This is a genomic window from Clostridium sp., assembly GCF_026168755.1.
GTDB lineage: Bacteria > Bacillota > Clostridia > Clostridiales > Clostridiaceae > Clostridium.
Genome location: NZ_JAPFDR010000005.1, coordinates 13,132 through 38,124 on the forward strand (window position 1 = coordinate 13,132; position 24,993 = coordinate 38,124).

The following is a 24,993-nucleotide window of genomic DNA, read 5'->3' on the forward strand; positions in this document are numbered from 1 at the left end:
CATCTTTTTAAGTATATATTAAAATGCTATAATCGAAATAGACAAATATGAGAAGGAGAGACGTTATGAGTAAATTATATTTTAGATATGGGGCCATGAATTCAGGAAAATCTACAAACCTTATGCAGGTAGCACACAATTATGAGGAGCGTGGAATGAGGGTTGTATTAATTAAACCATCAACTGATAAAAAAGGTGGAGATAAGTTAGTATCTAGATTAGGTGTTGAGCGTAAAGTTGACTTATTAATTAATGATGAACAAAACATATATGAAGAGATTAAAAAATGGGAAGATAACAAATATAAAATAGATTGTATATTAGTAGATGAAGTACAGTTTTTAAAATCTCATCAAATAGATGAACTTTTTGAAATTGCAGTTTGCTTAGATATACCAGTTATTTGCTATGGGCTTAGAACAGATTTTAAAATGCAAGGCTTTGAAGGAAGTACAAGATTACTATTATTAGCGCATAGTGTAGAGGAGTTAAAAACTATATGTAAATGTGGAAGAAAAGCAGTTTTAAATGGTAGAAGAATAAATGGAAAATTTGTTTTTGAGGGTGAGCAAGTTGCTATAGATAATGTAGACAATGTTGAATATGAATCTTTGTGTGGACATTGTTACTTTAAATTTAAAAATGAAAAATAAAATGAAAGAGTGATGATATGAGAAAATGTGATGTTGGGGGTCAGGCTATAATTGAAGGAGTTATGATGCGTGGTTCTAAAGGATTAGCAACTGCGGTAAGAACTCCAAATGGAAAAATAGAAGTTAAAGTTAAAAAAACAAAGCCAATAACAAAAAGATATAGAATTTTAAATATTCCTATAATTAGAGGAGCAGCTACATTAATAGATTCATTAATAGTTGGTATTAATACGCTAAATTATTCAGCAAGTTTTTTTGAAGAAGATGAAGAAGAATCAAAATTTGATCTTTGGCTTAAAAGTAAATTAGGAGATAAAGGTGCTAATGATTTGCTTGTTACAATAACTATGATGATTTCTCTTTTAATTGCTGCTGGATTGTTTCTTGGTATACCTACTGCAGTAGCATCAATATTTAAAAATATAGGATTACATCCTATAGTATTAAATTTAATTGAATCAGCTATAAGAATAGCTATCTTAGTAACTTATATGTATTTAATAAGTAAGTTAGATGATATATACAGGGTATTTCAATATCATGGTGCAGAACATAAAACTATATTTTGTTATGAGTCTGAAGAAAAACTAACGATTGAAAATGTAAGAAAGTTTGGAAGATTACATCCTAGATGTGGAACTAATTTTCTATTTTTAACTATGATAGTTAGTATTATTTTGTTTACTTTAACAGGATGGGGTGGATTTTGGCAAAGACTTATATTGAGAATAGTACTTATGCCTATAGTTGCTGGAATTACGTATGAATTAATAAAATGGCTTGGAAGGACTGAAAGTAAATTGGGAAAGATTATTGCATATCCAGGTTTAAAATTACAAGAGCTTACTACTAAGGAGCCTGATGATTCTCAATTAGAAGTTGCTATAAAATCTTTAATGGCAGCAGAAGGAATTGAATATAAGAAGACAATTGGGGAATTATTAATAGATGGGAACAAGATATTAAAGGAAGTCGATATAGAAACTTATATATTAGATACTCAATTATTATTAGGAAAAGTTCTTGGAAAAGATAAACTTTATTTAATTACTAACAAGGAAGAGGAAGTTAGCAAATTCAAGGAAAGAGAATTTTATAGATTAATAAAGAAAAGAAAAGAAAAAATGCCTATTAAGTATATATTAAAGAGTGCTGAATTTATGGGATTAGATTTTTATGTTAAAGAAGGTGTACTTATTCCAAGAGGAGATACTGAAATATTAGTAGAAGAAATTCTTAATATTATTAAGGATGATAGAGAGTACACAGTTTGTGATTTATGTTGTGGAAGTGGTGCTATAGGTATATCTGTTGCTTATTTAAGAGAAAACACTAAGGTAGATTTAATTGATTATTATGATATTCCGGAAAAAGTAACTAAGAGGAATATAACAAAGCATAATTTAAACTCTAGAGCAACATTTATAAAAAGTGATTTACTAGAAGAACCTATAAATCAACAAAATAAATATGATATATTAGTTTCTAATCCACCATATATAAAGGAAGAAATTATAGAGACATTAATGGATGATGTTAAAAATTATGAACCTCATACAGCCTTAAGTGGTGGAGAAGATGGGCTATATTTCTATAAAAAAATTGTTGATGATAGTGATAAAATATTAAATGAGAATGGAATATTAGCCTTTGAAATAGGGCACGATCAAGGTGAAGAGGTTAGTGATTTAATGCTTGAAAAAGGATATAAAAATGTAAGGGTAGTTAAGGATTTAGCAGGGCATGATAGAGTAGTTATTGGTGAACTTTAGAAAAATATTATGTGCTTGTTAGAACTTGATAAAATCATGATTATTATGTTATAATATTTCAATATGAAAAAATACAGTACGGAGTGATACTATGTTATTAGATAAATTAGCATTTACGGAAAATAAATACGAAGAACTATCAGTTAAAATATCAGATCCTTCAATAATGGCTAACCAAAAAGAGTGGAGAAAGTTATGTAAGGAACATGCTGACTTAGAAATAATAGTAACAGCATATAGAGAATATAAAAAGGTAGTTGAAGATTTAGAAGCTAACAAAGAAATGTTAGAAGAAGAAACAGATAAAGAAATGAAAGAAATGTTATCTGAAGAGATTTCAAGTCTTAAAGAACAAGAAGAAGAATTAGAAAATAAGATACAAATTTTATTATTACCAAAAGATCCTAACGATGATAAAAACGTATTTGTTGAAATCAGAGGTGGAGCTGGTGGAGATGAAGCAGCATTATTCGCAGCAAATCTTTTCAGAATGTATACAAGATACGCAGAATCTCAAAGATGGTCAGTTGAAATGATGAGCTCAAATGAAAATGACCTTGGTGGATTTAAAGAAGTTGTATTTATGATTAAAGGTAATGGAGCTTATTCAAAGCTTAAGTATGAAAGTGGTGTACATAGAGTACAAAGAGTACCAGATACAGAAAGTTCAGGTAGAATTCATACGTCTACAGCTACAGTTGCGGTTTTACCAGAAGTTGATGATGTTGAAATAGAAATCAATGATAAAGATTTAAGAATTGATGTTTACAGATCTTCAGGTAATGGAGGACAATGTGTTAATACAACAGATTCAGCAGTTAGAATAACACATATACCTACAGGTACAGTTGTTGCATGTCAAGATGAAAAATCACAACTTAAGAATAAAGAAAAAGCTATGAAAGTATTAAGAGCTAGACTTTATGAAGTTGCAGAAGCTGAAAGGCTTGCAGGAATTGCAGAAGATAGAAAGAGCCAGGTTGGTACAGGGGATAGAAGTGAAAGAATAAGAACTTATAACTATCCTCAAGGAAGAGTTACTGATCATAGAATTGGATTAACATTATATAAATTAGATACTTTTATGAATGGAGATATTGAAGAAGTTATAAATGCGTTAATTACTGCAGACCAAGCAGAAAAAATGCAAGCAATGGGTAATACTGATTCAATATAATGCGTTTAGAAGCCTTGCATTATTTAATGTAAGGCTTTTAAAATAGGTGATAATATGAAGATTGAAAAAGCAATAAAGAAACAAAATAGGTATAATAAGCTATTTATTATTTTTATGTTTTTTTTAGCAATATTCCTTCCGATTATAACTTACTTAGCATATATTAGGACTTTTAATATGTTAGCATTTCTATTATTAATAGAAATTCTTATTTTCATAGCAATTATAAGAAAAGTTAATGACTGTACATTGAACTTTATTTGTGCTAATAATAAATTAAAGTTTAGAGATGGGTTATTTTCATCTTATACATATATTCAATGTGATAGAATGGCTATTGTACATACTAATAAAAATAATGAAGATATGGAAATTATAATTGTTACTAGAGGAAAAGTTAAAAATCAAAAGATGAAACTAATAAATAAAGAGTTTATGAAAAAATATGAAGAGGCAGCACTTGAGTATAGACGGATAAAAAGAATAAATCAAGATGTAGCTTTTTATTTTAAGGTTATTAAATATGGAGAATTAAAAAAATATATACTTTTAGATAATATATATAGAAATTGTGTTAATGCTACATATACGGCATCAGCTATAGATAGTATAAAAATAGCAAGAAGTCAAAAAGAAATTTAAAGAAAGAAGGTAATCCCTTATGGAAACTAAGGTTGCCATAATTAAAGATATTAAAAAAGATATTAAATTTATAGAGGAAGCTGCAGAAGTTATAAGAGCTGGTGGAACAGTAGCTTTTCCTACAGAAACAGTATACGGTTTAGGCGCAAATGCATTAAATGAAGAGTCTGTAAAAAAGATATTTATTGCTAAGGGGAGACCACAAGATAATCCATTAATTGTTCATGTTAGCTCTAAAGATATTTCTAGCTTAGTAAAAGAGGTTCCTACTATAGCTCAAGAGTTAATTAATAAATTTTGGCCAGGTCCGTTAACTATAATTTTAGAAAAAAAATATATTATACCTAATATGACAAGTGCAAACCTTGATACTATTGGTATAAGAATGCCTAACTCAGAGATAGCACTTAAACTTATAGAACTTTCAGAAAGACCAATTGCTGCACCATCAGCTAATATATCAGGGAGACCAAGTCCAACTGAAGTAGAAAGATGCGTGGAAGATTTAAATGGTAGAGTTGATTATATAATTGGCGGAGAAAGTAGTGATATTGGAGTTGAATCTACTATTATTGATTGTACAGTTAACCCTCCGATGATATTAAGACCAGGTGGAATAACTTTAGAAATGCTTAGGGAAATAGATTCTAATATAGATATAGATAAAGCATTAAAATCAAAACCAAGTGCTGACTTAAAACCAAAGGCACCTGGAATGAAGTATAGGCACTATGCTCCAAAGGCACATTTAAAAATAATTAGAGGCAAAAATGAAAAAACTATTGAAATTATTAAAGAAATGTTAGAAAATTATATAGAAAAAAATAATGATGTAGCTGTACTGACTACAGATGAGAACTTAAATAAATTTGATAAAGGTAGTGTGATATCTTTAGGTAGTGAGAAAGATTTAAGTCAAATTGCCAAACATCTTTTTGAAGCCTTACGAAAATGTGATGACCTAGGTGTACAATATATTTTATGTCAGGGATTTGAAGAAAAAGGTGTTGGTGTTGCAATAATGAATAGGTTAAGTAAAGCTGCTGGATATGATATTGTAGATGTATAAATAAGGAGGATGGGGGAACCTATTCTTCTTTTTTTATAAAATAAAGATATAATAATATAATTGTTATATATTAAATAACAGAAAGGTTGGTTTTTATGAAGATTGCGTTAGGTTGTGACCATGGTGGATTAAACTTAAAAGAAGAAATAGCTAAATATCTAGAAACTCAAAATATTGAGTTTAAGGATTTTGGAACATATACTGAAGAATCATGCGATTATGCTGATATAGCATTACCAGTTGCTGAGGCTGTAGTAGCTAAAGAGTTTGATTTTGGTATATTAATTTGTGGTACAGGAATAGGAATAGGAATTGCGGCAAATAAGGTTCCAGGAGTAAGAGCAGCACTTTGTTCAGATACATTTAGTGCACATGCCACTAGAGAACATAATGATGCTAATATATTAACTATGGGGGAAAGAGTTGTTGGCAAGGGATTAGCGATAGACATAGTTAAGGCATTTTTAGGCGCTGAATTTGAAGGCGATAGACATGCAAGAAGAATTAATAAAGTCACAGAAATTGAAAAAAAATATTCTAAATAATAAAATTTACTTAGGAGGAATAAGAAAATGAGTAAAGTAACAGAAATGAAACACCCTTTAATATCACATAAATTAGCATACATAAGAAGTAAGGATACAGGATCAAAATACTTTAGAGAGTTAGTTGAAGAAGTATCTATGTTAATGGCATATGAAGTTACTAGAGATTTAGAGACTGAAGAAGTTGAAGTAGAAACTCCAATATGCAAAACTAAGTGTCAAATGTTAGCAGGAAAGAAGATGGCGATAGTTCCAATATTAAGAGCTGGACTTGGAATGGTAGATGGAATATTAAACTTAATTCCAGCAGCAAAGGTTGGACATATAGGTTTATATAGGGATGAAGAAACTCTTCAACCAGTAGAGTATTTTTGTAAGCTTCCACAAGATATAGCTGAAAGAGATGTAATTGTAGTTGATCCAATGTTAGCAACAGGGGGCTCTGCAGCTGATGCTATAACTTTATTAAAACAAAGAGGAGCTAAGAAAATAAGATTAATGTGTTTAATTTCTTCTCCAGAAGGAATTAAGTTAGTTCAAGAGCAACATCCAGATGTTGATATTTATGTTGCAGCTATTGATGAAAAATTAAATGAAAAGGGATATATTGTACCAGGTCTTGGAGATGCTGGAGATAGACTTTTTGGAACTAAGTAATAAAAAGCGAAGACAGCAGTCTTCGCTTTTTATTAAATTAATATGTTATATGATAAACTGAAATAATGGTAAGCTAAAATTAATTTGGTAAAAGAAATAGGAGGACAAATATTATGGGGAAAAGAGAAGGTTATTTATCATGGGATGATTATTTTATGTCTGTTGCCTTGTTATCAGGAAAGAGAAGTAAGGACCCAAATACACAGGTCGGTGCTTGTATAGTAAATAAAAACAATATAATTGAAAGTATAGGATATAATGGACTTCCAAAGGGATGTTCAGATGATGAGTTTCCATGGGATAAAGAAGGAGAAACTTTAAATACAAAATATCCATTTGTAGTTCATGCTGAATTAAATGCAATTTTAAATGCCAAAGGAAAAGATTTATCAGGATGTAGAATATATGTTGCACTTTTTCCTTGTAATGAATGTGCAAAAGCAATAATACAATCAGGAATAAGTGAAGTTATATATTTGAGTGATAAATATGCAAATACAGATTCAGTAAAGGCATCAAAACTTATGTTTAAATGTGCTGGAGTAAAATTAAATCAATTAGAAGCAACCCATGGAAAAATAGAATTATCATTTGATATTAATGATATTTAGTATTGATGATTTTGATAAAATAATGACAACATAAAAAGAGAGAATATAACTATAATTATTTAAGTATTAATTTATTTAATGTGCATATACATATGATATTGTATCGGAAACAATAAAATATAAGAATATAAAGAGAATAAAAGGTAAAAAAATAATATAAGGTAAAATATTTTTAAAATTAGTTGATAATGGAAAAAATAAAGTGGTATAATAATAGTGTTAATTGTTTAACAATTAACACTATTATGATTTTATGGGTATAGTAATGGGAGGAAGTTTTTATGAGAGAAGTAGTAATAGTTAGTGCAGTAAGAACTGCAATTGGTTCATTTGGAGGATCATTAAAGGATATTCCAGCAGCAGAACTAGGATCAATAGTAATTAAAGAAGCTGTAAATAGAGCTGGAATTAAGCCAGAATTAGTAGAAGAAGTAGTTATGGGAAATGTTATTCAAGCAGGACAAGGACAAAATGTAGCTAGACAAGCAGCTGTAAAAGCTGGGTTACCAGTAGGAGTTCCTGCAATGACAATAAATAAAGTGTGTGGATCAGGCTTAAGATGTGTTGCTTTAGCTGCTCAAATGATAAAAGCTGGTGATTGTGATGTAGTTATTGCAGGAGGTATGGAAAATATGTCATTAGCGCCATATGCCATGCCAGGTGCTAGATGGGGTCAAAGAATGGGCGATGGAAAAATGGTTGATACAATGATTAAAGATGCTTTATGGGATGCATTTAATGATTATCATATGGGAGTTACAGCTGAGAATATAGCAAAAGAATGGGGATTAACAAGAGAAATGCAAGATGAATTTGCATTAAATTCTCAATTAAAAGCTGAAAAGGCAATTAAAGAAGGTAAATTTGTAGATGAAATAGTACCAGTGGTTATTCCTCAAAGAAAAGGTGAACCTAAAGTATTTGCTCAAGATGAATTCCCAAGATTCGGATCAACAATTGAAAAGATGGCTAAATTAAGACCATCATTCATTAAAGATGGAACTGTAACAGCTGCTAATGCATCAGGAATTAATGATGGAGCTGCTGCATTTGTAGTTATGAGTGCAGAAAAAGCTCAAGAATTAGGTGTAAAACCAATGGCTAAAATAGTTTCTTATGGAAGTAAAGGATTAGATCCTGCTATCATGGGATATGGTCCATTCCATGCAACAAAGAAAGCATTAGAAGTAGCAGGATTAACTGTTGAAGATATGGATTTAATAGAAGCAAATGAAGCATTTGCGGCTCAAAGCTTAGCTGTAGCTAAGGATTTAAACTTTGATATGGAAAAAGTTAATGTAAATGGTGGTGCTATTGCACTTGGACATCCAGTAGGAGCTTCAGGGGCTAGAATATTAGTTACATTACTTCATGAAATGGAAAAGAGAGATGCTAAAAAGGGATTAGCAACTTTATGTATAGGTGGAGGAATGGGAACTGCTTTAGTAGTTGAGAGAGTTTAGTTTTTTTATTTAGTAAATTAATAAAAGCAAGTGAAAAAAGGAGCTTTTTAGAGGCTCCTTTTACTATTTAGCATATTATAAAGAAATTTAATGATAGTTATTTGAATAAATAATAACAAATTTGAAAAAAATAATGAATAAATTGCATTTTAATTATTCAAATACAATAAAAAAATCACATAATATAGTAGAATGCAAGTTTGAAAATGATAAAAAAAAACTGAAAAAATTTTAAAATAATAATATTATTAGAAAAAAATAACATAATAAAACTATAAAACGTTATCAAAAGAAAAAAATAAAAAAATAAGAATTTTAAGAAAATTAAAAAAAATGCAAGAAATAATAATTGTGTGTAAAAAAAAATTAAAATAGGCAAAAAAGAGATTTTGCGTGAGCATTAGTGAAGTATTATCTAATAATAGGCGATTTTAGCGATAAACTGTAAAAAATAAGTAAAAACTAGGTTTTTATTAATTTCAAAGTAGGTATATAATTGCTACTGTTACCGGGATATGAAGATACTAATAAATTAATAGTATTCCTATATAAGAGCTTTTTTATACATATAAAACTATAAGGCGTAGTTAGTTTTTATATAGGAATAAGGAAAAATCACTATATCCCAAATAAGTTATTTACTAGGAGATAAAAATGACTGAAGACTTAAATAAAATAGTCAAATCTGTAGCAAAAAATGATTTAATAAGTGGGATTGTTTTATTTTTAATATTCGTATTTTTAGGGAAATATAAAAGTGGAGCTATATTATTAGTTGGAACAATTGTTTCAATGGTAAACTTTATTGTTTCAGCATTCGCTACCAATAAATTTTTAAGGAAATCTAAAAAAAATAAATCAATTTTATTTTTCTTAAGTTATTTAATAAGGATAGTAAGTATAGTTGCTATAGCGGTAGTTTTTTCTAAAAAGATAAGCTATTTACTAGCTTTTCTAATAGGATTTTTTATACATTATATAATACTAGTAATAACTACTATAAAAGTGCAGAAGGGAAGTGAATAGATGGAACAATCAGAAGCTATATTTTCTTTTTACTTAGGTAAAATAGCAATTGATATAAAGCCAGAAGTAATAGTTGAATTAGTAATTGTATTACTAATTTTAGCATTAGCATGGTGGTCTACACGAAATATGCAGATAAGACCAACTAAGAAGCAAACTATTGTTGAATGGATTTATAATATGCTAAATAATGCAGTAGTAAGCAATGTTGGAGAAAGCTTTATAGGGATAGTTCCTTTTATAGGAACACTAGGAATATTTGTTCTAGTAATGAATTTAACTGGATTAGTAGGAATATCTCCACCAACAAAGAATTTTAGTGTTACATTAACATTAGGCTTAATGTCGTTTGTAATGGTACAAGGATATGCCATTAAAAAGAATGGTATTGGAGGTTATTTTAAAGGCTATTTAGAGCCCGTATCTTTTATATTACCTATTACAATATTAGAAAGGGTAATGTTACCAATATCATTGTCGTTAAGACTTTTTGGTAATATGCTAGCAGCTACTTTTATAGTTGAACTTGTTTATGAAAGTTTAGAGAAAATAGCATGGTTTGCACAGCTTGTTATACCTATTCCATTACATTTATATTTCGATATATTTGATGGTGGTATTCAAGCAGTAATTTTTGTAATGTTAACAATGATAAATATTAAAATAGTATCTGAACATAATTAAGAGGAGGAAATTTAAAATGAGTGATTTAGGAATGAGAGCATTAGGAGCAGCAATTGCAGTATTAGTAGGTTTAGGAGCAGGTATTGGTATAGGAAATGCTACAGGAAAAGCTGTTGAAGGTGTTGCAAGAAATCCAGAAGCAACAGGAAAAATTACTACAACATTAGTTATAGGTTCTGCGTTTGCTGAAGCAACTGCTATTTATGGATTACTAGTATCAATCTTATTAATATTTGTTGGAGTAGCATAATATTTTAATAACTCCAGAAGGGGGTAGAATAAGTAATGGAATTTAATCCAGGTATTATATTAGCCACAATAGTTAACTTTTTAATTCTATTCTTTGGATTAAAATATTTCTTCTTTGAAAAAGTTAAATTAATAGTTGAAGCTAGAGAAAATGAAATATCTCACAAGTTAGATAGTGCAGATGAAGAGCTTGAAAAAGCAAGAACTTTAGCTATTAATAATGAAAGAGAGCTACAAAGAGCTAGAGAAGAAGGTAAAGCTATTACAGAAAGACATAAGAAAAAAGCTGAAAAAATATATGATGAAATTGTTGAAGAGGCAAAATCAGAAGCAAATTTAATTATAGAAAGAGCAAAAGTAGAAATAGAAAGAGAAAAAGAAAAAGCAGAATATGCTTTAAAGAAAGAAGCTATAGATTTAGCTTTAGACCTTTCTAGAAAAGTAATAGAAAAAAATATTGATGAAGAAAAAAATAGACAATTAATTGATGAATTTATTTCTGAGGTGGGTAATTAAATATGTACGAATATTTAGACCGAAGATATGCACTGGCACTATATGAAGTGGCAGAAAAAAAGGGAAAAGTTGATGAGTACCTAGGTGACTTAAGAGAGATTTGTGAACTAATTGAAAGTAATAAAGATTTCTTTGAAGTAATAAAACATCCACAAATAGGTACAAAGCAAAAGAAAAAGACTTTTATTAATATATTTAAAGGTAAAATAGATGAAGAGCTTTTATCATTTTTATTAATATTAATAGAAAAAGATAGAATTTTATTCTTAAAAGAAAAATTAAGAGAAATGGAGAAAATCCATTTAGAAAAGTTAAATGTATTACAAGGAATTGTAAAAACTACTGTACCATTAGAAGAAAATGAGTACAATTCATTGGTAGAAAAGCTTGAAAAAAAGTATAATAAAGAAGTTATATTAAAAAAAGAAATAGATCCAGAAATTCTAGGCGGAATTTATGTAAGAATAGGAAATGACGTTATAGATGGGACTGTAAAGACAAGATTAGACGATTTAGAAAAGCTAATGCTTGCTACAGAATAGAGGTGATTGCATGAATATAAAACCAGAAGAAATAACATCTATCATTAAAAAGGAAATACAAAGATATGAAAATCAAATCCAAACTTCAGATTCAGGAACAATAATCCAAATTGGTGATGGTATTGCTAGAGTATATGGATTAGATGATTGTATGCAAGGTGAGCTTTTAGAATTTCCAAATGGAATATTTGGAATGGCTTTAAATTTAGAGCAAGATAATGTTGGATGTGTTTTATTAGGTTCTGAAGAAGGAATAAAAGAAGGCGATATAGTTAAAAGAACTAATAGAATAGTTGAAGTTCCTGTAGGTGAAGGACTTTTAGGTAGAGTTGTAAACTCTCTTGGTGAAGAAATTGATGGAAAGGGACCTATTAATTATTCAGGCAGCAGACCTATAGAGGTACCAGCACCAAGTATAATTGATAGATCTTCAGTTAATGAACCTTTACAAACAGGGATTAAAGCAATAGATTCTATGGTTCCAATAGGAAAAGGTCAAAGAGAGCTTATTATAGGTGATAGACAGACTGGTAAAACAGCTATTGCTATAGATACTATATTAAATCAAAAAGGTAAAGATGTTATATGTGTATATGTAGCTATTGGACAAAAACAATCAACAGTTGCACATATAGTTAACACATTAGAAGAAATGGGAGCTTTAGATTATTCAATAGTTGTTGCAGGAACAGCATCAGAAAGTGCTCCACTTCAATACTTAGCACCATATGCAGGATGTAGTATGGGTGAATACTTTATGCATAAGGGGAAAGATGTTCTTATAATATATGATGATTTATCTAAACATGCAGTAGCATATAGAACAATGTCATTATTACTTAGAAGACCACCAGGAAGAGAAGCGTATCCAGGAGATGTATTCTATATACATTCAAGACTTTTAGAAAGAGCTGCAAAGCTATCTAAAGAAAATGGAGGAGGTTCATTAACAGCACTTCCAATTATAGAAACACTAGCTGGAGATGTAACAGCATATATTCCAACTAATGTAATATCAATTACAGATGGTCAAATATTCTTAGAGAGTGAACTATTTAATGCAGGTCAAAGACCAGCGGTAAATGCAGGTATTTCAGTATCAAGAGTTGGTGGTAATGCTCAAATTAAAGCAATGAAACAAGTTTCAGGAACATTAAGATTAGAGCTTGCACAGTATACGGAGCTTGCAGCATTCTCTCAATTTGGATCTGATTTAGATTCTGACTCTAAGAGAAGATTAGAAAAAGGTAAGAGAATAATAGAAGTATTAAAGCAAGATCAATATAAGCCAATGGATGTTGAAAAGCAAATAGTTATACTATACGCAACTGTAAATGACTTTTTATCAGACATAAAAGTTCAAGATATTAGAAAATTTGAAGAAGAATTCTTAGAATATATGGATACTCATCATAGAGATGTGTTAAAACAAATAATTGTTGAAAAACAATTAAACAATGAATTAAAAGAAAGCATTGAAAAATGTATAGTTGAATTTAAAAAAGAATTTTTAAAAGATGCATAGCTTAAATAGCTATGCAATTCTTTAGGAGGTAAAACAGTGGGCGCAGCGGGACTTATAGAAATAAAAAGAAGAATAAAGTCAGTTGAAAGTACTAGAAAAATAACTAAAGCTATGGGACTTGTCGCCACTTCTAAACTCAGAAAAGCAAGAAAAGAACTTGTAGCTAATGAGCAATATAATAATTTGTGTAAAGAAGTTATTAATGAGGTTGTCTCTAGTATGCCAGAAGATTTTGATTCAATTTATTATAATAGCTTTGAAGGAGATAAACTCTATATTGTATTAACTTCAGACACTGGATTATGTGCAGGTTACAATAATAATGTGGTTATGTATTTAAACAATTTAGTTAAAAAGAGTGGCGGAGCAAAAGTTATAGTTGTAGGTAGTAAAGGAATTTCATATGTCTCTAGATATGGAATAAATACATATACTGAATATGTAGATTTACCAGATATGCCTGCTACCAAAGATGTTAATAAAATATATAATGATGCTATATATTTATATGAAAAGAGAGAAGTTTCTGAAGTAAATATAGTATATACAGAGTTCATTTCCCCTGTTAAGCAAGAGGTAAAGAGTGTTAAAATATTACCAGTAGAGAAAAAAGCTAGTCATGCAGGGCAATATATAATTGAACCAAATGAAGAGGCTGTATTTAAAAATGCAATGGATATGTATTTAAAAAGTCAGCTAAAAACATGTATGCTTAGTGCAAAAGCAAGTGAGCACAGTGCCAGAATGACGGCAATGGATGGAGCTACTGAAAATGCAGATGACATACTACAAACTCTTAATCTTAAATTCAATAGAATTAGACAGGGTATTATAACACAAGAAATTTCAGAAATTGTTGGGGGAGCCGAAGCTCAAAAGTAGCAAGGAGGAAGAAGTATGGCTGAAAGTAAAATTGGAAAAGTAGTTCAAGTAATTGGACCTGTAGTTGATATAAAGTTCGATTCAGATTCTTTACCAAACATATACAATGAGATAAAAATTGATATGGGAGATAGAGAACTGGTTGTAGAAGTAGAGCAACATGTTGGGGATGATATTGTTAGAGCTATAGCAATGGAATCTACTGATGGATTAAAAAGAGGAATGAAGGCTTTAGATACGGGAAAGCCAATATCAGTACCAGTAGGGAAAAATGTATTAGGAAGACTATTTAATGTATTAGGTGCTCCTATAGATAATAGAGGAGAAATAGAGACTGAAGAGTCATATCCTATACATAGACCAGCACCTAGTTTTAAAGAACAATCTTTAGAGCCTGAAATGTTTGAAACAGGAATTAAGGTTATCGACTTAATTGCACCATATCAAAAAGGTGGTAAGATAGGTCTATTTGGAGGAGCTGGAGTAGGAAAAACAGTTTTAATTCAAGAATTAATTAATAATATTGCAAAAGAACATGGTGGACTTTCTGTATTTACAGGAGTAGGAGAAAGATCAAGAGAAGGTAATGACCTTTATCATGAAATGATGGATTCAGGAGTTATTAATAAAACTGCATTAGTATTTGGTCAAATGAATGAATCACCAGGTGCTAGAATGAGAGTTTCATTAACTGGATTAACTATGGCTGAATACTTTAGAGATCAAGGGCAAGATGTACTATTATTTATAGATAATATATTTAGATTTACACAAGCTGGTTCAGAAGTATCAGCATTATTAGGAAGAATACCATCAGCAGTTGGTTATCAACCAACACTTGCAACTGAAATGGGTGCTCTTCAGGAAAGAATTACTTCAACAAAAAATGGATCTATAACATCAGTTCAAGCTGTTTATGTTCCAGCCGATGACTTAACAGACCCAGCACCAGCAACTACATTTACACACTTAGATGCTACTACTGTATTATCTAGATCTATTTCAGCATTAGGTATATATCCTGCAGTTGATCCTCTAGAATCTTCTTCTAGAATACTTGATCCAAGAATAGTAGGAAAAGAACATTATGAAGTTGCAACAGAAGTGAAAAATATACTTGAAAGATATAAAGAATTACAAGATATCATTGCAATTTTAGGTGTAGATGAATTATCAGATGAAGATAAAGCTGTAGTTGCTAGAGCAAGAAGAATTCAAAGATTCTTATCTCAACCATTTACAGTTGCTGAACAATTTACAGGAATGCAAGGAAGATATGTTCCAGTAAAGGAAACAGTAAGAGGATTTAAAGAAATATTAGAAGGAAAATACGATCACTTACCTGAATCAGCATTCTTATTTGCAGGTACAATTGAAGAAGTTGTAGAAAAAGCAAATAGCATGAAATAGGAGATATGCTTTATGGGAAAATTAATAAAACTTAATATTGTAGCTCCAGGACGTGAGGTACTAACTGAGGAAATAGTTAGTTTAGCAACAACTGAAGGTGATGGTAAAATAGAATTTTTAGCAAATTATGCACCAACTATAATAGCAACTATACCGACTATAACTACGTATACTACTATAGATGGAAATAAGAAAAAATTATTTACATCATCAGGAATTGTTTATATTAAAGATAATATAATTAATTTTTGTTGTGATTCTTTTAATTTACCAGAAGAGATTGATAGAGATCGTGCTGAGCAGTCTCTTAAGAGAGCTCAAGATAGATTAAATAATAAAGAAAAGAATAATATTGATATTGAAAGAGCTAAAAGGGCAGAGGCAAGAGCTAAAGCTAGATTAGAACTGAAATAAAGAAGTCACTAATAAGTGGCTTCTTTATTTTTTTGAATATTATATATAAAAGTAGAAAATTTTGAACATACTGTTGTATATAGACGAATATAGTAGAGATTTATAAAATTTTAAGATGAAAGCGAACTATTCTAGGGGGATTATAATATATATATATTATAAGAAAATATACTACGCATCAAAATTGTAGATGTAACTTCAGTTAACTAAATCAAAAGTTTATAACATCACTTATAAGCAAACACATTATTAAATTTCTTAATTTTATTGTATAAAAAAATATAGTTTGGACAATAATTTTAGAGGAAGGGCAGGGGATTATAATATGAAAAAGATATTTTTTGTATTTCTTTCAATCTTTTCTCTATTAATTATTAATGGAAAAGAATATGAGTGTGAAGCAAAGAAGGATTTATTTAATGAAGTTGAGCGATATGTATTAAATGAATATGAATTTATACAAAATGGAATGAAATTAGAGTATACAACAAAAGTAGATATTGATGATGAACTTGATAGAATTGATAAAATTTTTCAATATAAAAATGATTTAATAGTAACCAGAAGTGAAAATTCTATATCTGCAAAAAGTGAAAATATTAATTATAGTGTTAATATTTATAATTATAGTGGATTAACGAAAGTTGAAGTGATAGTTATTAATACAGATAGGACTTTATCTGAAAGTTATTTAAGGGGATTAGTTGAGGAAATTAGAAGTAGTAATTTTATAAATGAGAGGTATTTTTCATTTATAAAGGGAAAGATAAAAACAGAAGATAAAAATATATTTGAAGATGTAGAAAATAAATTAAAAATAAAAATCAATGAAAATTTAGATATAAGCAATGGTAGTATAGCAAAAGCAACAATGATAGATGGAACAAATTTAAACATTGGACAAATTACTTACGATACAGGTTCATATTTAATTATAGGAACGCCGATAATTTTCGTAACATACTAACAATAAATATGGAGGATAATATGGAAAAGATTATAGTTAGAGGTGGAAGAAAACTTCAAGGAGAAGTTGATATAAGTGTTGCAAAGAATGCAGTATTACCTATAATAGTTGCAACTATTTTAAATCCCACAGAGATAATTCTAAAAAAAGTACCTATGTTAGAAGATGTAACAGTTTTAATAAATTTATTAAGGGAGTTAAACTGTGAAGTGAAGTTTTCGCCAATAACAGGAGATTTAAAAATAAATACTTCAAACTTAAGAGAAATAGAAGCAAATAATGAGTTAATACGTAAGATGAGAGCATCGTTTTTAGTAATGGGGCCGATGTTAGCTAGATTTGGAAGATGTAAAATATCAATGCCAGGAGGATGTAATATAGGAAGTAGACCTGTAGATCTTCACCTGAAAGGATTTAAAACATTAGGAATAGATTCTGAAATAGGATATGGATATGTTGAAGCTAAAGTTAAAAATCTACATGGAAATAGAATATACTTAGATTTCCCATCTGTAGGAGCTACTGAAAATATTATGATGACTTCTGTGTTAGCATCTGGAATTACAATTATAGAAAATGCAGCTGAAGAACCAGAAATATGGGATTTGGCAAGATTTTTAAATAGTATGGGTGCAAAAATAGAAGGGGCTGGATATGGAAGAATAACCATACATGGTGTATCAGAATTAAAGCAGCCTGAACCATTTACACCGATTTTTGATAGGATTGAAGCTGGTACATTTATGGTTGCAGCAGGAATAACAAATAGTAAGATAGCTATAAATGGAGTTAATCAAGAACATTTGATGCCAACAATTGAAAAATTAAAAGAGTGTGGTGTTTATTGCAATATGGATGGGGAAAAGATGATAGTAGATGGAACAGGAGAAAAAAGACCTGTAGATATAAAAACAATGCCTTATCCTGGATTTCCAACTGATATGCAGGCACAAATGATGGCATTATTATCAATTACTAAGGGTGCTAGTGTAATAACTGAAACTGTATTTGAAAATAGATTTATGCATGTTGGAGAGCTTGGTAGAATGGGAGCAAACATTAAGATTGATGGAAGAGTTGCAATTGTTGAAGGGGTAAATAATCTTACTGGATGTGAAGTTAAGGCTACTGATTTAAGAGCTGGAGCAGCTATGATTTTAGCTGGGTTAGTTGCAAATGGGCAAACAGAGATAGGAGAAATATATCATATAGATAGGGGATATACTAATATAGAGGATAAGTTTAGAAAACTTGGAGCAGAAATATATAGAACTTATAGATAACACTTAGGAGTCACTTGATGGCTCCTAATTTTTTTTGTTTTTTGTAGAAATTTGACGTATAAAAGTTGTATTTAAAATGAATTAATTTACTTTTACGGGCAAGAATACAAAACAGGAGGTGTTTAAATGGACCAAAATAAAAAAAATAAAGTAAAGGACTTTTTCAGAAAGGAGGGCTTTTACTTAGTATTATTTGTTTGCCTATGTATTGTTGCAACTGTAGCAGCATTTACAATTAGAAAAAACTCTGTTGCTAATGAACAAAATAAGGTAAATAACGAATTATCTTTAAATGAGGTGGAGGATAATACTTCTTCAGAAACAGATTCTAACTTTAATAAGCAAAATGCTGAAAGAGTAGAAAATAACGATGAATTAGCTAATAGTAATGAGGAAAGTTTATCTGAGCCAGAGGTTGTAAATGCAGAGGAAGAAGTAGCAATTAATGATCAAGAAGAAGTTGCTGAAAATCAAGTTACAGAAGAAGAAGTGGCAGATGTTTCTGCAGGAACAGATACACAAGTAGTTTTATCATTACCTATAGATGGTAGTGTAGCTATTTCAAGAGAGTTTGGAACAATGATTAGAATTTATGTAGATGAAACTAGAAGTGAAGATATATCTAGAAGAGGTATTGATATTAATGCTTCAGTAGGAACTATAGTTAAAGCTGCTGCTGAAGGACAGGTCGAAGAAGTAGCAAGTAACACTACTGATGGTACTTATGTAGTTATTGCCCATGCAAATGGATTAAAGACAAAGTACACTAACTTAAGCGAAGAGGTTAAAGTTGCAGTTGGAGATGTTGTTAGTACTGGAACAGAAATAGGTACAGTTGGTAACACTTCAGGTATATTTACATCAAAAGTTTGTGGTGATGTACTAAATGTTCAAGTACAAGATGCAAATGGAAATGATGTTGATCCTAGTGCATACTTTGATTTAAAGTAATTATTTTAAGTATCAACCATTTTATGGTTGATACTTAAAAATATTTATTTTTTATCTAAACTTTATGAATTTTTTATGTTGAGTAAATAATAAATAGAGGTTAAGGAGGTAGAGTTTTGAAAGATTATATTGAAGAAAGAGTTTTAGAAGTTGCGCAGTATATAATTGACTCAAAGGCTACAATAAGAAAAACAGCAAAAGTATTTGGTGTAAGTAAGAGTACTATTCATAAGGATATGACTGAAAGGTTACCTAAAATTAATCCAGCAATAGCAGAACAAACACATTTAATATTGGAATTAAATAAATCAGAAAGACATATAAGAGGCGGAGAAGCTACAAAAATGAAATACAAGGAAAACGAATTATAAAAATATTGAATGATAAATTCATTACATATATAATTATAGTAGGAATAAATTTGTAGAAAAAACAATTATTTTGAAATTATTATATATTTAGGAGTGAATTAAATGTGGTTTTGGAAAAGTGGTAGCGATTTAGGAATAGATTTAGGAACAGCTACTGTACTTGTTTATGTTAAGGGAAAAGGTATTTTATTAAAAGAGCCATCAGTTGTGGCTATTAATAAAAACAACAATAAAGTGTTAGCAGTTGGTGAAGAGGCCAGAAAAATGATTGGTAGAACACCAGGAAATATAGTTGCAGTCAGACCATTGAGGGACGGTGTTATTTCAGATTATGATATAACAGAAAAAATGCTTAAAGCTTTTATAAAAAAGGCATGTGGAAAAGGTAGAGTAATAGCTCCTAAAGTGATGGTATGTATACCATCTCAAGCAACTGAGGTAGAAAAAAGAGCTGTTGTAGATGCAACAATGAACTCAGGAGCTAAAAGAGTACATCTTATAGAAGAACCATTGGCAGCAGCAATTGGTGCAGGATTAGATATAACTAAACCAGATGGGCATATGATAGTTGATATTGGTGGTGGGACAACTGATATAGCTGTAATTTCATTAGGTGGAGTAGTTATAAGAGAGTCAATTAAGGTTGCTGGTGATAAATTTGATGAGGCAATTACAAGATATGTTAGAAATAGATATAAGATTCTAATTGGAGAAAAAACAGCTGAGGATTTAAAGGTGACGATTGGATCAGTATTTAAAGGATCTAGAAATTTAACGACTACAATGAAAGGAAGAAATTTAATCACAGGTTTACCTGATGAAATAGTTATTTCTACTGAAGAGTTAAGAGAAGCATTAATGGAGCCTGTATCATTAATTGTTGATAGTGTAAAATCAGTGTTGGAGAAAACTCCACCAGAGTTATCTGCAGACATAATAGAAAAGGGAATACTAATGACCGGTGGTGGTGCATTAATTGATGGATTGGATAAGCTTATTGAAGAAAATACAGGTATATCAGTTAAAATAGCAGAAGATTCAGTTGAGGCTGTTGCAATAGGAACTGGTGAAGTTTTAAGTTATGTCAACAAATTGGACAACGATTTTTCAAGTAGAGAGATACAATTAATAAATTAATTATTATGATATTTTTTATTAGATAACAAAGCTAGAAGTGATTAACTTCTAGCTTTATTTATTAATTATAGTATTTAGATAATATGCGTGAATTAAGCCGTGAGAAATAATTTTTGCCATTTCAAATACCAAGTGAAGTCGTATACTCCTAGAGGTAAAAAATTCAGCAGTATCACTTGAGTCAATTATTCCTATTATTGAAGCAGTACCAACATCAGGTAAAGATTTTCCAACACCCTTTCCAGGATGAATTGGATAATCGCGAGTATGAATTTCCCCTATTGAGTTCGTGTCTCCTAAACATGCATCAATGCCTATTATAGAGGCATTAGGATGTATTTTGTTTATTTCAATTAACTTTTTGTCAAGATTTAGTGCATGAATAGGATCTTTTAATGTACCATATACAGGTAAAGGAAAATTATGTTCTTCAAGAAATGTTCCGACTAATGGTCCCAAACAATCACCTACACATTTATCAGTGCCAATACAAACTATTATAGTATCAGAGTTAATATACTTTCTCATAAATTCAGCAATTTCATAGTATGCTAAATTAGATTTATAGTTAAATTTTCGTTTTATCAAATAATTCACCCCTATCATGATAATAGATGAAAGAATATCATATATAAAAATATATGATTGGAAATTTGACAATATAATTTTATTAGGAAAATAATATAGATTAACTTTCAATATAAAAATATTCTTGCAATTATAATATATTTTTATAGGTACATATATGTTACTAAAATGCATAACCCAAGGCTAGTTTTACTTGCGTTAATATGTTGATTATTTTTCTAATAAAAAATGAATATTGTATTTAAATAGAGAAAAAAAGAGAAAATAAGAGATAAATTAAAATAATATTGAAAAAACACTAAAAATAAGGGTTGATTTATGTTAACTTTAATTATATACTAGTCCTTGTCAGTTCGGCAGTAACATAACGAATGGCAATAAAGTTATTAATACAAGATATGGGGGAGTTCCCGAGTGGCCAAAGGGGGCAGACTGTAAATCTGTTGCGATTCGCTTCGATGGTTCGAATCCGTCCTCCCCCACCATTAATAACTAAAGTAAATAAAATTAAATTGGAATATGCTTCATTGGCTCAATGGCAGAGCAGCTGACTTGTAATCAGCAGGTTGTTGGTTCGACTCCGACATGAAGCTCCAAATGGGGGAGTTCCCGAGTGGCCAAAGGGGGCAGACTGTAAATCTGTTGCGATTCGCTTCGATGGTTCGAATCCGTCCTCCCCCACCATTTAAAATTTAATTTTATTGATATGGAAGCATAGCTCAGCTGGGAGAGCATCTGCCTTACAAGCAGAGGGTCACAGGTTCGATCCCTGTTGTTTCCACCAAATAAGCTTCATTGGCTCAATGGCAGAGCAGCTGACTTGTAATCAGCAGGTTGTTGGTTCGACTCCGACATGAAGCTCCAAATAAGGGGGAGTTCCCGAGTGGCCAAAGGGGGCAGACTGTAAATCTGTTGCGATTCGCTTCGATGGTTCGAATCCGTCCTCCCCCACCAAAGCATGGTATTAACCATGCTTTTATTTTTTTAAATAATTTAAGTTTCATATTAAAAATCATGTATATAATTACTATTGACATAGTATGAATATATTGTTAAAATATTCAATGAATAAAACTTGATATTAGTTCTTATCCAGAGAGGTGGAGGGAAAAGGCCCTATGAAACCCGGCAACCTATTAATAAGTTAAAGGTAAGAAGTAAGAGTTAATAGTTAAAAGCTAAGTTTTTAAAACTTATGTTAAATCTATTATTTATTACTTATTGACTATTAGTGTGGTGCAAATTCCTGCATAAAGTTATTTTTGCAAGATAAGAAAGACCTTAGATAATTTTAGTCTCTTCTATCTTGAAGAGGCTTTTTTTATTGCTTAGAATTAATATCAAAAAATGAAAGGAGCTAAGCAAAAATGAAAAGATTATTTACTTCAGAATCAGTAACAGAAGGGCATCCAGATAAAATATGTGATCAAATATCAGATGCAGTTTTAGATAATATACTAGAAAAGGATCCTATGGCAAGGGTTGCTTGTGAAACAGCAGTAACAACTGGTATGGTATTAGTAATGGGAGAAATATCAACATCTTGTTATGTAGATATTCCTAAATTAGTTAGAAAAACAATAAGAGAAATAGGATATGATAGAGCAAAATACGGATTTGATTGTGATACATGTTCAGTTTTAACATCTATTGATGAACAATCAGGGGATATTGCTATGGGGGTTGATGAAGCGTTAGAATCTAGAGTTGGTGAAAAGGATGATGTTGAAGCTGTTGGAGCTGGGGATCAAGGTATGATGTTTGGTTTTGCTACTAATGAAACACCAGAATATATGCCATCACCAATAGCTATGGCACATAGATTATCTAGAAGATTAACAGAAGTAAGAAAAAATAAAACTTTACCTTACTTAAGACCAGATGGGAAAACTCAAGTAACAGTAGAATATGATGATAATAGAGTTGTTAGAATTGATGCAATAGTAATTTCTACTCAACATGATGATCATGTTACTCAAGAACAAATAAGAGAAGATTTAATGGAACATGTTATAAAGGCTGTTATTCCAGATGAATTATTAGATGAATCAACTAAGTACTATATAAATCCAACAGGAAGGTTTGTTGTTGGAGGTCCACAAGGTGATAGTGGATTAACTGGTAGAAAAATTATAGTTGATACTTATGGAGGATATGGAAGACACGGTGGTGGTGCATTCTCAGGAAAAGATCCAACAAAGGTTGATAGATCAGCAGCATATGCAGCAAGATGGGTTGCTAAGAATTTAGTTGCAGCAGGAGTTGCTGATAAGTTAGAAATACAATTAGCTTATGCAATAGGTGTTGCAAAACCAGTTTCTATTGAAGTAGATACTTTTGGAACAGGTAAAATTTCAGATCAAGAAATAACAAGTATTGTTGAAAAAGTATTTGATTTAAGACCAGGAGCAATAATAAGAGATCTTGAATTAAGAAGACCTTTATATAGACAAACAGCTGCTTATGGACATTTTGGAAGAAATGATTTAAACCTTCCATGGGAAGAATTAAATAAAGTAGAAGAAATTAAAAAATATCTATAAAACAAAGCGAGATACAAATAGTATCTCGCTTAAATTTTTTTATAAGTTATTATAAACTATTTCCCCACCAACTATAGTCATTTTAACATCTATGTTTTCATCAAAAATAGTTAAATCAGCATCAAAGTTTTCTTTTATTTGACCTTTTCTATCATCGACTCTACAGTATTTAGCACCGTTATAAGAAGCCATTTTAACAATTTCATATAATGGATAATCTGTATTATCATATATATTTTTAACAGCTCTATTTAATGTTAATATTGAACCAGCTAAGGCACCATTTTCTAATCTTGCAGCACCATTTTTAACGATTACAGGTTGCCCACCTAAAGCATATGTACCGTCAGGCATTCCGCAAGCACACATTGCATCTGTTACAAGTAAAGTTTTATCAGTTCCTTTTTGTTTATATGCAACTCTTAAAGATGGATATGATATATGAATACCATCAGAAATAGTTTCAGTAGTTATATCTGAATCAAAAGTTGCTCCAACTACACCAGGTTCCCTATGAGTAAATCCAGTCATAGCATTAAATAGGTGAGTGGAATGACAGAAGCCGTGTTTTATACCATCGATAGCTTGTTCATAAGTTGCTTTAGTATGTCCCATAGAGCAACGAATTCCTTTAGATGATAAAATTGAAGCAAGCTCTTTAGCTCCTTCAACTTCAGGTGCCATAGTAATTGAAACTACTGCATCCATGGCATTACCAGTCATTAATTCAAAGTTTTCATATGAAGGTGCTATTAAGTAGTTTGGATTTTGTGCACCTATTGCACTAGGACTGATGAAAGGACCTTCTAAGTGAGCACCTAAAACAATAGCACCATCGGTTCCCTCTATTTTTGCTTTTTTTATAGAAATCATAGATTTCAATATGTCATCAGCAGACATAGTCATTGTTGTTGGAGTAAATGATGTTGTACCATATTTACAAATAGTTTTTGATATTTCATTAATTGATTCAAATGTTCCGTCCATTGTATCATGACCGCCGGCACCGTGAATATGAATATCGACAAATCCGGGAGAAACATATAAACCTTTACAGTCTATCGTGTTTTGAATGTTGATTTCAGATGGATTAATTTCTTTAATTATACCGTCTTCAATTAATATTGAGCCTTTTTCGATTCTATCTAAAAAGACTATGTTGCAATTTTTTAATAACATTTAAATTCCCTCCAGTTTAATGTTTAACTATTTAATAATAGTTAATAGTAATTAATAAATAAAATATAAGTATTTAATTTAAATATAAATGTATAATTTAAATTAAACAATGAAAAATTTACTTATGATATAATTAT

At 30.3% G+C, this 24,993-nt stretch carries 26 protein-coding genes, 6 tRNA genes and 1 riboswitch; of the genes, 30 read left to right on the plus strand and 2 right to left on the minus strand.

The features are described from left to right. Window positions 1-65: 65 nt before the first annotated feature. From Q0Y03_RS03235 to mreB, 23 genes are all read left to right on the plus strand, one after another. On the plus strand, window positions 66-653 hold the full coding sequence (locus Q0Y03_RS03235) for a thymidine kinase (protein WP_297712401.1): 588 nt from the start codon (window positions 66-68) through the stop codon (window positions 651-653). 17 nt (window positions 654-670) lie between these two features. Continuing rightward, complete coding sequence (gene prmC, locus Q0Y03_RS03240) at window positions 671-2,425, plus strand: peptide chain release factor N(5)-glutamine methyltransferase (protein ID WP_297712402.1); 1,755 nt, start codon at window positions 671-673, stop codon at window positions 2,423-2,425. 91 nt (window positions 2,426-2,516) lie between these two features. Then, window positions 2,517-3,602: a peptide chain release factor 1 gene (gene prfA / locus Q0Y03_RS03245; protein ID WP_297712403.1), complete on the plus strand. Its 1,086-nt coding sequence runs from the start codon at window positions 2,517-2,519 to the stop codon at window positions 3,600-3,602. Window positions 3,603-3,656: 54 nt separating this feature from the next. Continuing rightward, window positions 3,657-4,244: a hypothetical protein gene (locus tag Q0Y03_RS03250; RefSeq protein ID WP_297712404.1), complete on the plus strand. Its 588-nt coding sequence runs from the start codon at window positions 3,657-3,659 to the stop codon at window positions 4,242-4,244. A gap of 19 nt (window positions 4,245-4,263) precedes the next feature. Further along, window positions 4,264-5,313, plus strand: coding sequence for an L-threonylcarbamoyladenylate synthase (locus Q0Y03_RS03255; RefSeq protein WP_297712405.1), 1,050 nt, complete (start codon window positions 4,264-4,266; stop codon window positions 5,311-5,313). A gap of 95 nt (window positions 5,314-5,408) precedes the next feature. Further along, the gene (gene rpiB / locus Q0Y03_RS03260) at window positions 5,409-5,858 is read left to right on the plus strand and encodes a ribose 5-phosphate isomerase B (RefSeq protein WP_297712406.1); all 450 of its coding nucleotides are present in this window, start codon (window positions 5,409-5,411) and stop codon (window positions 5,856-5,858) included. A gap of 27 nt (window positions 5,859-5,885) precedes the next feature. Next, window positions 5,886-6,515, plus strand: a complete 630-nt coding sequence (gene upp / locus Q0Y03_RS03265) for a uracil phosphoribosyltransferase (protein WP_297712407.1) — start codon at window positions 5,886-5,888, stop codon at window positions 6,513-6,515. Between the two features lie 113 nt (window positions 6,516-6,628). Beyond that, a complete protein-coding gene (locus tag Q0Y03_RS03270) occupies window positions 6,629-7,126 on the plus strand; it encodes a dCMP deaminase family protein (RefSeq protein ID WP_297712408.1) in 498 nt (165 codons plus the stop codon). Between the two features lie 281 nt (window positions 7,127-7,407). Further along, window positions 7,408-8,589 (plus strand): acetyl-CoA C-acetyltransferase, encoded by a 1,182-nt coding sequence (locus Q0Y03_RS03275; protein ID WP_297712409.1) that lies wholly within the window; start codon window positions 7,408-7,410, stop codon window positions 8,587-8,589. A gap of 654 nt (window positions 8,590-9,243) precedes the next feature. Next, window positions 9,244-9,615, plus strand: coding sequence for an ATP synthase subunit I (locus tag Q0Y03_RS03280; RefSeq protein WP_297712410.1), 372 nt, complete (start codon window positions 9,244-9,246; stop codon window positions 9,613-9,615). After that, window positions 9,616-10,299 (plus strand): F0F1 ATP synthase subunit A, encoded by a 684-nt coding sequence (locus tag Q0Y03_RS03285; RefSeq protein WP_297712411.1) that lies wholly within the window; start codon window positions 9,616-9,618, stop codon window positions 10,297-10,299. A gap of 16 nt (window positions 10,300-10,315) precedes the next feature. Further along, window positions 10,316-10,549, plus strand: coding sequence for an ATP synthase F0 subunit C (gene atpE / locus Q0Y03_RS03290; protein ID WP_297712412.1), 234 nt, complete (start codon window positions 10,316-10,318; stop codon window positions 10,547-10,549). A gap of 35 nt (window positions 10,550-10,584) precedes the next feature. Then, window positions 10,585-11,064 carry a F0F1 ATP synthase subunit B gene (locus Q0Y03_RS03295; protein WP_297712413.1) on the plus strand — a complete coding sequence of 160 codons (480 nt, stop codon included), beginning with the start codon at window positions 10,585-10,587 and terminating at the stop codon, window positions 11,062-11,064. Between the two features lie 2 nt (window positions 11,065-11,066). Beyond that, window positions 11,067-11,606 (plus strand): F0F1 ATP synthase subunit delta, encoded by a 540-nt coding sequence (locus tag Q0Y03_RS03300; RefSeq protein WP_297712414.1) that lies wholly within the window; start codon window positions 11,067-11,069, stop codon window positions 11,604-11,606. Between the two features lie 10 nt (window positions 11,607-11,616). Next, entirely contained in the window at window positions 11,617-13,131 is a 1,515-nt protein-coding gene (gene atpA, locus Q0Y03_RS03305) for a F0F1 ATP synthase subunit alpha (protein ID WP_297712415.1), read from the plus strand. Window positions 13,132-13,167: 36 nt separating this feature from the next. Further along, a complete protein-coding gene (atpG, locus tag Q0Y03_RS03310; RefSeq protein ID WP_297712416.1) occupies window positions 13,168-14,013 on the plus strand; it encodes an ATP synthase F1 subunit gamma in 846 nt (281 codons plus the stop codon). Between the two features lie 15 nt (window positions 14,014-14,028). After that, window positions 14,029-15,423, plus strand: coding sequence for a F0F1 ATP synthase subunit beta (atpD, locus tag Q0Y03_RS03315; protein WP_297712417.1), 1,395 nt, complete (start codon window positions 14,029-14,031; stop codon window positions 15,421-15,423). Window positions 15,424-15,435: 12 nt separating this feature from the next. Beyond that, a complete protein-coding gene (locus tag Q0Y03_RS03320; protein ID WP_297712418.1) occupies window positions 15,436-15,837 on the plus strand; it encodes an ATP synthase delta/epsilon chain alpha-helix domain-containing protein in 402 nt (133 codons plus the stop codon). 325 nt (window positions 15,838-16,162) lie between these two features. Next, entirely contained in the window at window positions 16,163-16,804 is a 642-nt protein-coding gene (locus tag Q0Y03_RS03325) for a hypothetical protein (protein ID WP_297712419.1), read from the plus strand. 20 nt (window positions 16,805-16,824) lie between these two features. After that, window positions 16,825-18,087: a UDP-N-acetylglucosamine 1-carboxyvinyltransferase gene (gene murA, locus Q0Y03_RS03330; protein WP_297712420.1), complete on the plus strand. Its 1,263-nt coding sequence runs from the start codon at window positions 16,825-16,827 to the stop codon at window positions 18,085-18,087. Between the two features lie 126 nt (window positions 18,088-18,213). Next, window positions 18,214-19,038, plus strand: a complete 825-nt coding sequence (locus Q0Y03_RS03335) for a M23 family metallopeptidase (RefSeq protein WP_297712421.1) — start codon at window positions 18,214-18,216, stop codon at window positions 19,036-19,038. 116 nt (window positions 19,039-19,154) lie between these two features. Further along, complete coding sequence (spoIIID, locus tag Q0Y03_RS03340; protein WP_133014069.1) at window positions 19,155-19,409, plus strand: sporulation transcriptional regulator SpoIIID; 255 nt, start codon at window positions 19,155-19,157, stop codon at window positions 19,407-19,409. A gap of 102 nt (window positions 19,410-19,511) precedes the next feature. After that, on the plus strand, window positions 19,512-20,546 hold the full coding sequence (gene mreB, locus Q0Y03_RS03345) for a rod shape-determining protein MreB (protein ID WP_297712422.1): 1,035 nt from the start codon (window positions 19,512-19,514) through the stop codon (window positions 20,544-20,546). 54 nt (window positions 20,547-20,600) lie between these two features. Here mreB and yyaC read toward each other — a convergent pair whose 3' ends face one another. Continuing rightward, complete coding sequence (yyaC, locus tag Q0Y03_RS03350; RefSeq protein ID WP_297712423.1) at window positions 20,601-21,134, minus strand: spore protease YyaC; 534 nt, start codon at window positions 21,132-21,134, stop codon at window positions 20,601-20,603. A gap of 400 nt (window positions 21,135-21,534) precedes the next feature. Here yyaC and Q0Y03_RS03355 point away from each other — a divergent pair. The 7 genes from Q0Y03_RS03355 to metK all read left to right on the plus strand — a co-directional run bounded on the left by Q0Y03_RS03355 (window position 21,535) and on the right by metK (window position 23,677). Continuing rightward, window positions 21,535-21,619: transfer RNA gene (locus Q0Y03_RS03355), tRNA-Tyr, on the plus strand. Between the two features lie 36 nt (window positions 21,620-21,655). Continuing rightward, a tRNA-Thr gene (locus tag Q0Y03_RS03360) sits at window positions 21,656-21,730 on the plus strand. Window positions 21,731-21,733: 3 nt separating this feature from the next. Next, window positions 21,734-21,818: transfer RNA gene (locus tag Q0Y03_RS03365), tRNA-Tyr, on the plus strand. Between the two features lie 24 nt (window positions 21,819-21,842). Next, a tRNA-Val gene (locus Q0Y03_RS03370) sits at window positions 21,843-21,918 on the plus strand. Between the two features lie 5 nt (window positions 21,919-21,923). Next, window positions 21,924-21,998 (plus strand) — tRNA-Thr (locus Q0Y03_RS03375). 5 nt (window positions 21,999-22,003) lie between these two features. Next, window positions 22,004-22,088, plus strand: a tRNA-Tyr gene (locus Q0Y03_RS03380). A 131-nt stretch (window positions 22,089-22,219) separates the two neighbouring features. After that, a riboswitch (SAM riboswitch) is annotated at window positions 22,220-22,410 on the plus strand. A 91-nt stretch (window positions 22,411-22,501) separates the two neighbouring features. Then, window positions 22,502-23,677, plus strand: coding sequence for a methionine adenosyltransferase (gene metK, locus Q0Y03_RS03385; RefSeq protein WP_297712424.1), 1,176 nt, complete (start codon window positions 22,502-22,504; stop codon window positions 23,675-23,677). A gap of 39 nt (window positions 23,678-23,716) precedes the next feature. On the opposite strand, the gene nagA is transcribed toward metK, so the two are convergent. Continuing rightward, window positions 23,717-24,856, minus strand: coding sequence for an N-acetylglucosamine-6-phosphate deacetylase (nagA, locus tag Q0Y03_RS03390; RefSeq protein ID WP_297712425.1), 1,140 nt, complete (start codon window positions 24,854-24,856; stop codon window positions 23,717-23,719). Window positions 24,857-24,993 lie beyond the last annotated feature (137 nt).

Excerpts from the sequence above, each read along its gene's own strand:
- Q0Y03_RS03235 (WP_297712401.1), top strand. The coding sequence starts at position 66 with ATGAGTAAATTATATTTTAGATATGGGGCCATGAATTCAGGAAAATCT.
- prmC (WP_297712402.1), top strand. The coding sequence starts at position 671 with ATGAGAAAATGTGATGTTGGGGGTCAGGCTATAATTGAAGGAGTTATG.
- prfA (WP_297712403.1), top strand. The coding sequence starts at position 2,517 with ATGTTATTAGATAAATTAGCATTTACGGAAAATAAATACGAAGAACTA.
- Q0Y03_RS03250 (WP_297712404.1), top strand. The coding sequence starts at position 3,657 with ATGAAGATTGAAAAAGCAATAAAGAAACAAAATAGGTATAATAAGCTA.
- Q0Y03_RS03255 (WP_297712405.1), top strand. The coding sequence starts at position 4,264 with ATGGAAACTAAGGTTGCCATAATTAAAGATATTAAAAAAGATATTAAA.
- rpiB (WP_297712406.1), top strand. The coding sequence starts at position 5,409 with ATGAAGATTGCGTTAGGTTGTGACCATGGTGGATTAAACTTAAAAGAA.
- upp (WP_297712407.1), top strand. The coding sequence starts at position 5,886 with ATGAGTAAAGTAACAGAAATGAAACACCCTTTAATATCACATAAATTA.
- Q0Y03_RS03270 (WP_297712408.1), top strand. The coding sequence starts at position 6,629 with ATGGGGAAAAGAGAAGGTTATTTATCATGGGATGATTATTTTATGTCT.
- Q0Y03_RS03275 (WP_297712409.1), top strand. The coding sequence starts at position 7,408 with ATGAGAGAAGTAGTAATAGTTAGTGCAGTAAGAACTGCAATTGGTTCA.
- Q0Y03_RS03280 (WP_297712410.1), top strand. The coding sequence starts at position 9,244 with ATGACTGAAGACTTAAATAAAATAGTCAAATCTGTAGCAAAAAATGAT.
- Q0Y03_RS03285 (WP_297712411.1), top strand. The coding sequence starts at position 9,616 with ATGGAACAATCAGAAGCTATATTTTCTTTTTACTTAGGTAAAATAGCA.
- atpE (WP_297712412.1), top strand. The coding sequence starts at position 10,316 with ATGAGTGATTTAGGAATGAGAGCATTAGGAGCAGCAATTGCAGTATTA.
- Q0Y03_RS03295 (WP_297712413.1), top strand. The coding sequence starts at position 10,585 with ATGGAATTTAATCCAGGTATTATATTAGCCACAATAGTTAACTTTTTA.
- Q0Y03_RS03300 (WP_297712414.1), top strand. The coding sequence starts at position 11,067 with ATGTACGAATATTTAGACCGAAGATATGCACTGGCACTATATGAAGTG.
- atpA (WP_297712415.1), top strand. The coding sequence starts at position 11,617 with ATGAATATAAAACCAGAAGAAATAACATCTATCATTAAAAAGGAAATA.
- atpD (WP_297712417.1), top strand. The coding sequence starts at position 14,029 with ATGGCTGAAAGTAAAATTGGAAAAGTAGTTCAAGTAATTGGACCTGTA.
- Q0Y03_RS03320 (WP_297712418.1), top strand. The coding sequence starts at position 15,436 with ATGGGAAAATTAATAAAACTTAATATTGTAGCTCCAGGACGTGAGGTA.
- Q0Y03_RS03325 (WP_297712419.1), top strand. The coding sequence starts at position 16,163 with ATGAAAAAGATATTTTTTGTATTTCTTTCAATCTTTTCTCTATTAATT.
- murA (WP_297712420.1), top strand. The coding sequence starts at position 16,825 with ATGGAAAAGATTATAGTTAGAGGTGGAAGAAAACTTCAAGGAGAAGTT.
- Q0Y03_RS03335 (WP_297712421.1), top strand. The coding sequence starts at position 18,214 with ATGGACCAAAATAAAAAAAATAAAGTAAAGGACTTTTTCAGAAAGGAG.
- mreB (WP_297712422.1), top strand. The coding sequence starts at position 19,512 with ATGTGGTTTTGGAAAAGTGGTAGCGATTTAGGAATAGATTTAGGAACA.
- metK (WP_297712424.1), top strand. The coding sequence starts at position 22,502 with ATGAAAAGATTATTTACTTCAGAATCAGTAACAGAAGGGCATCCAGAT.
- nagA (WP_297712425.1), bottom strand. The coding sequence starts at position 24,856 with ATGTTATTAAAAAATTGCAACATAGTCTTTTTAGATAGAATCGAAAAA.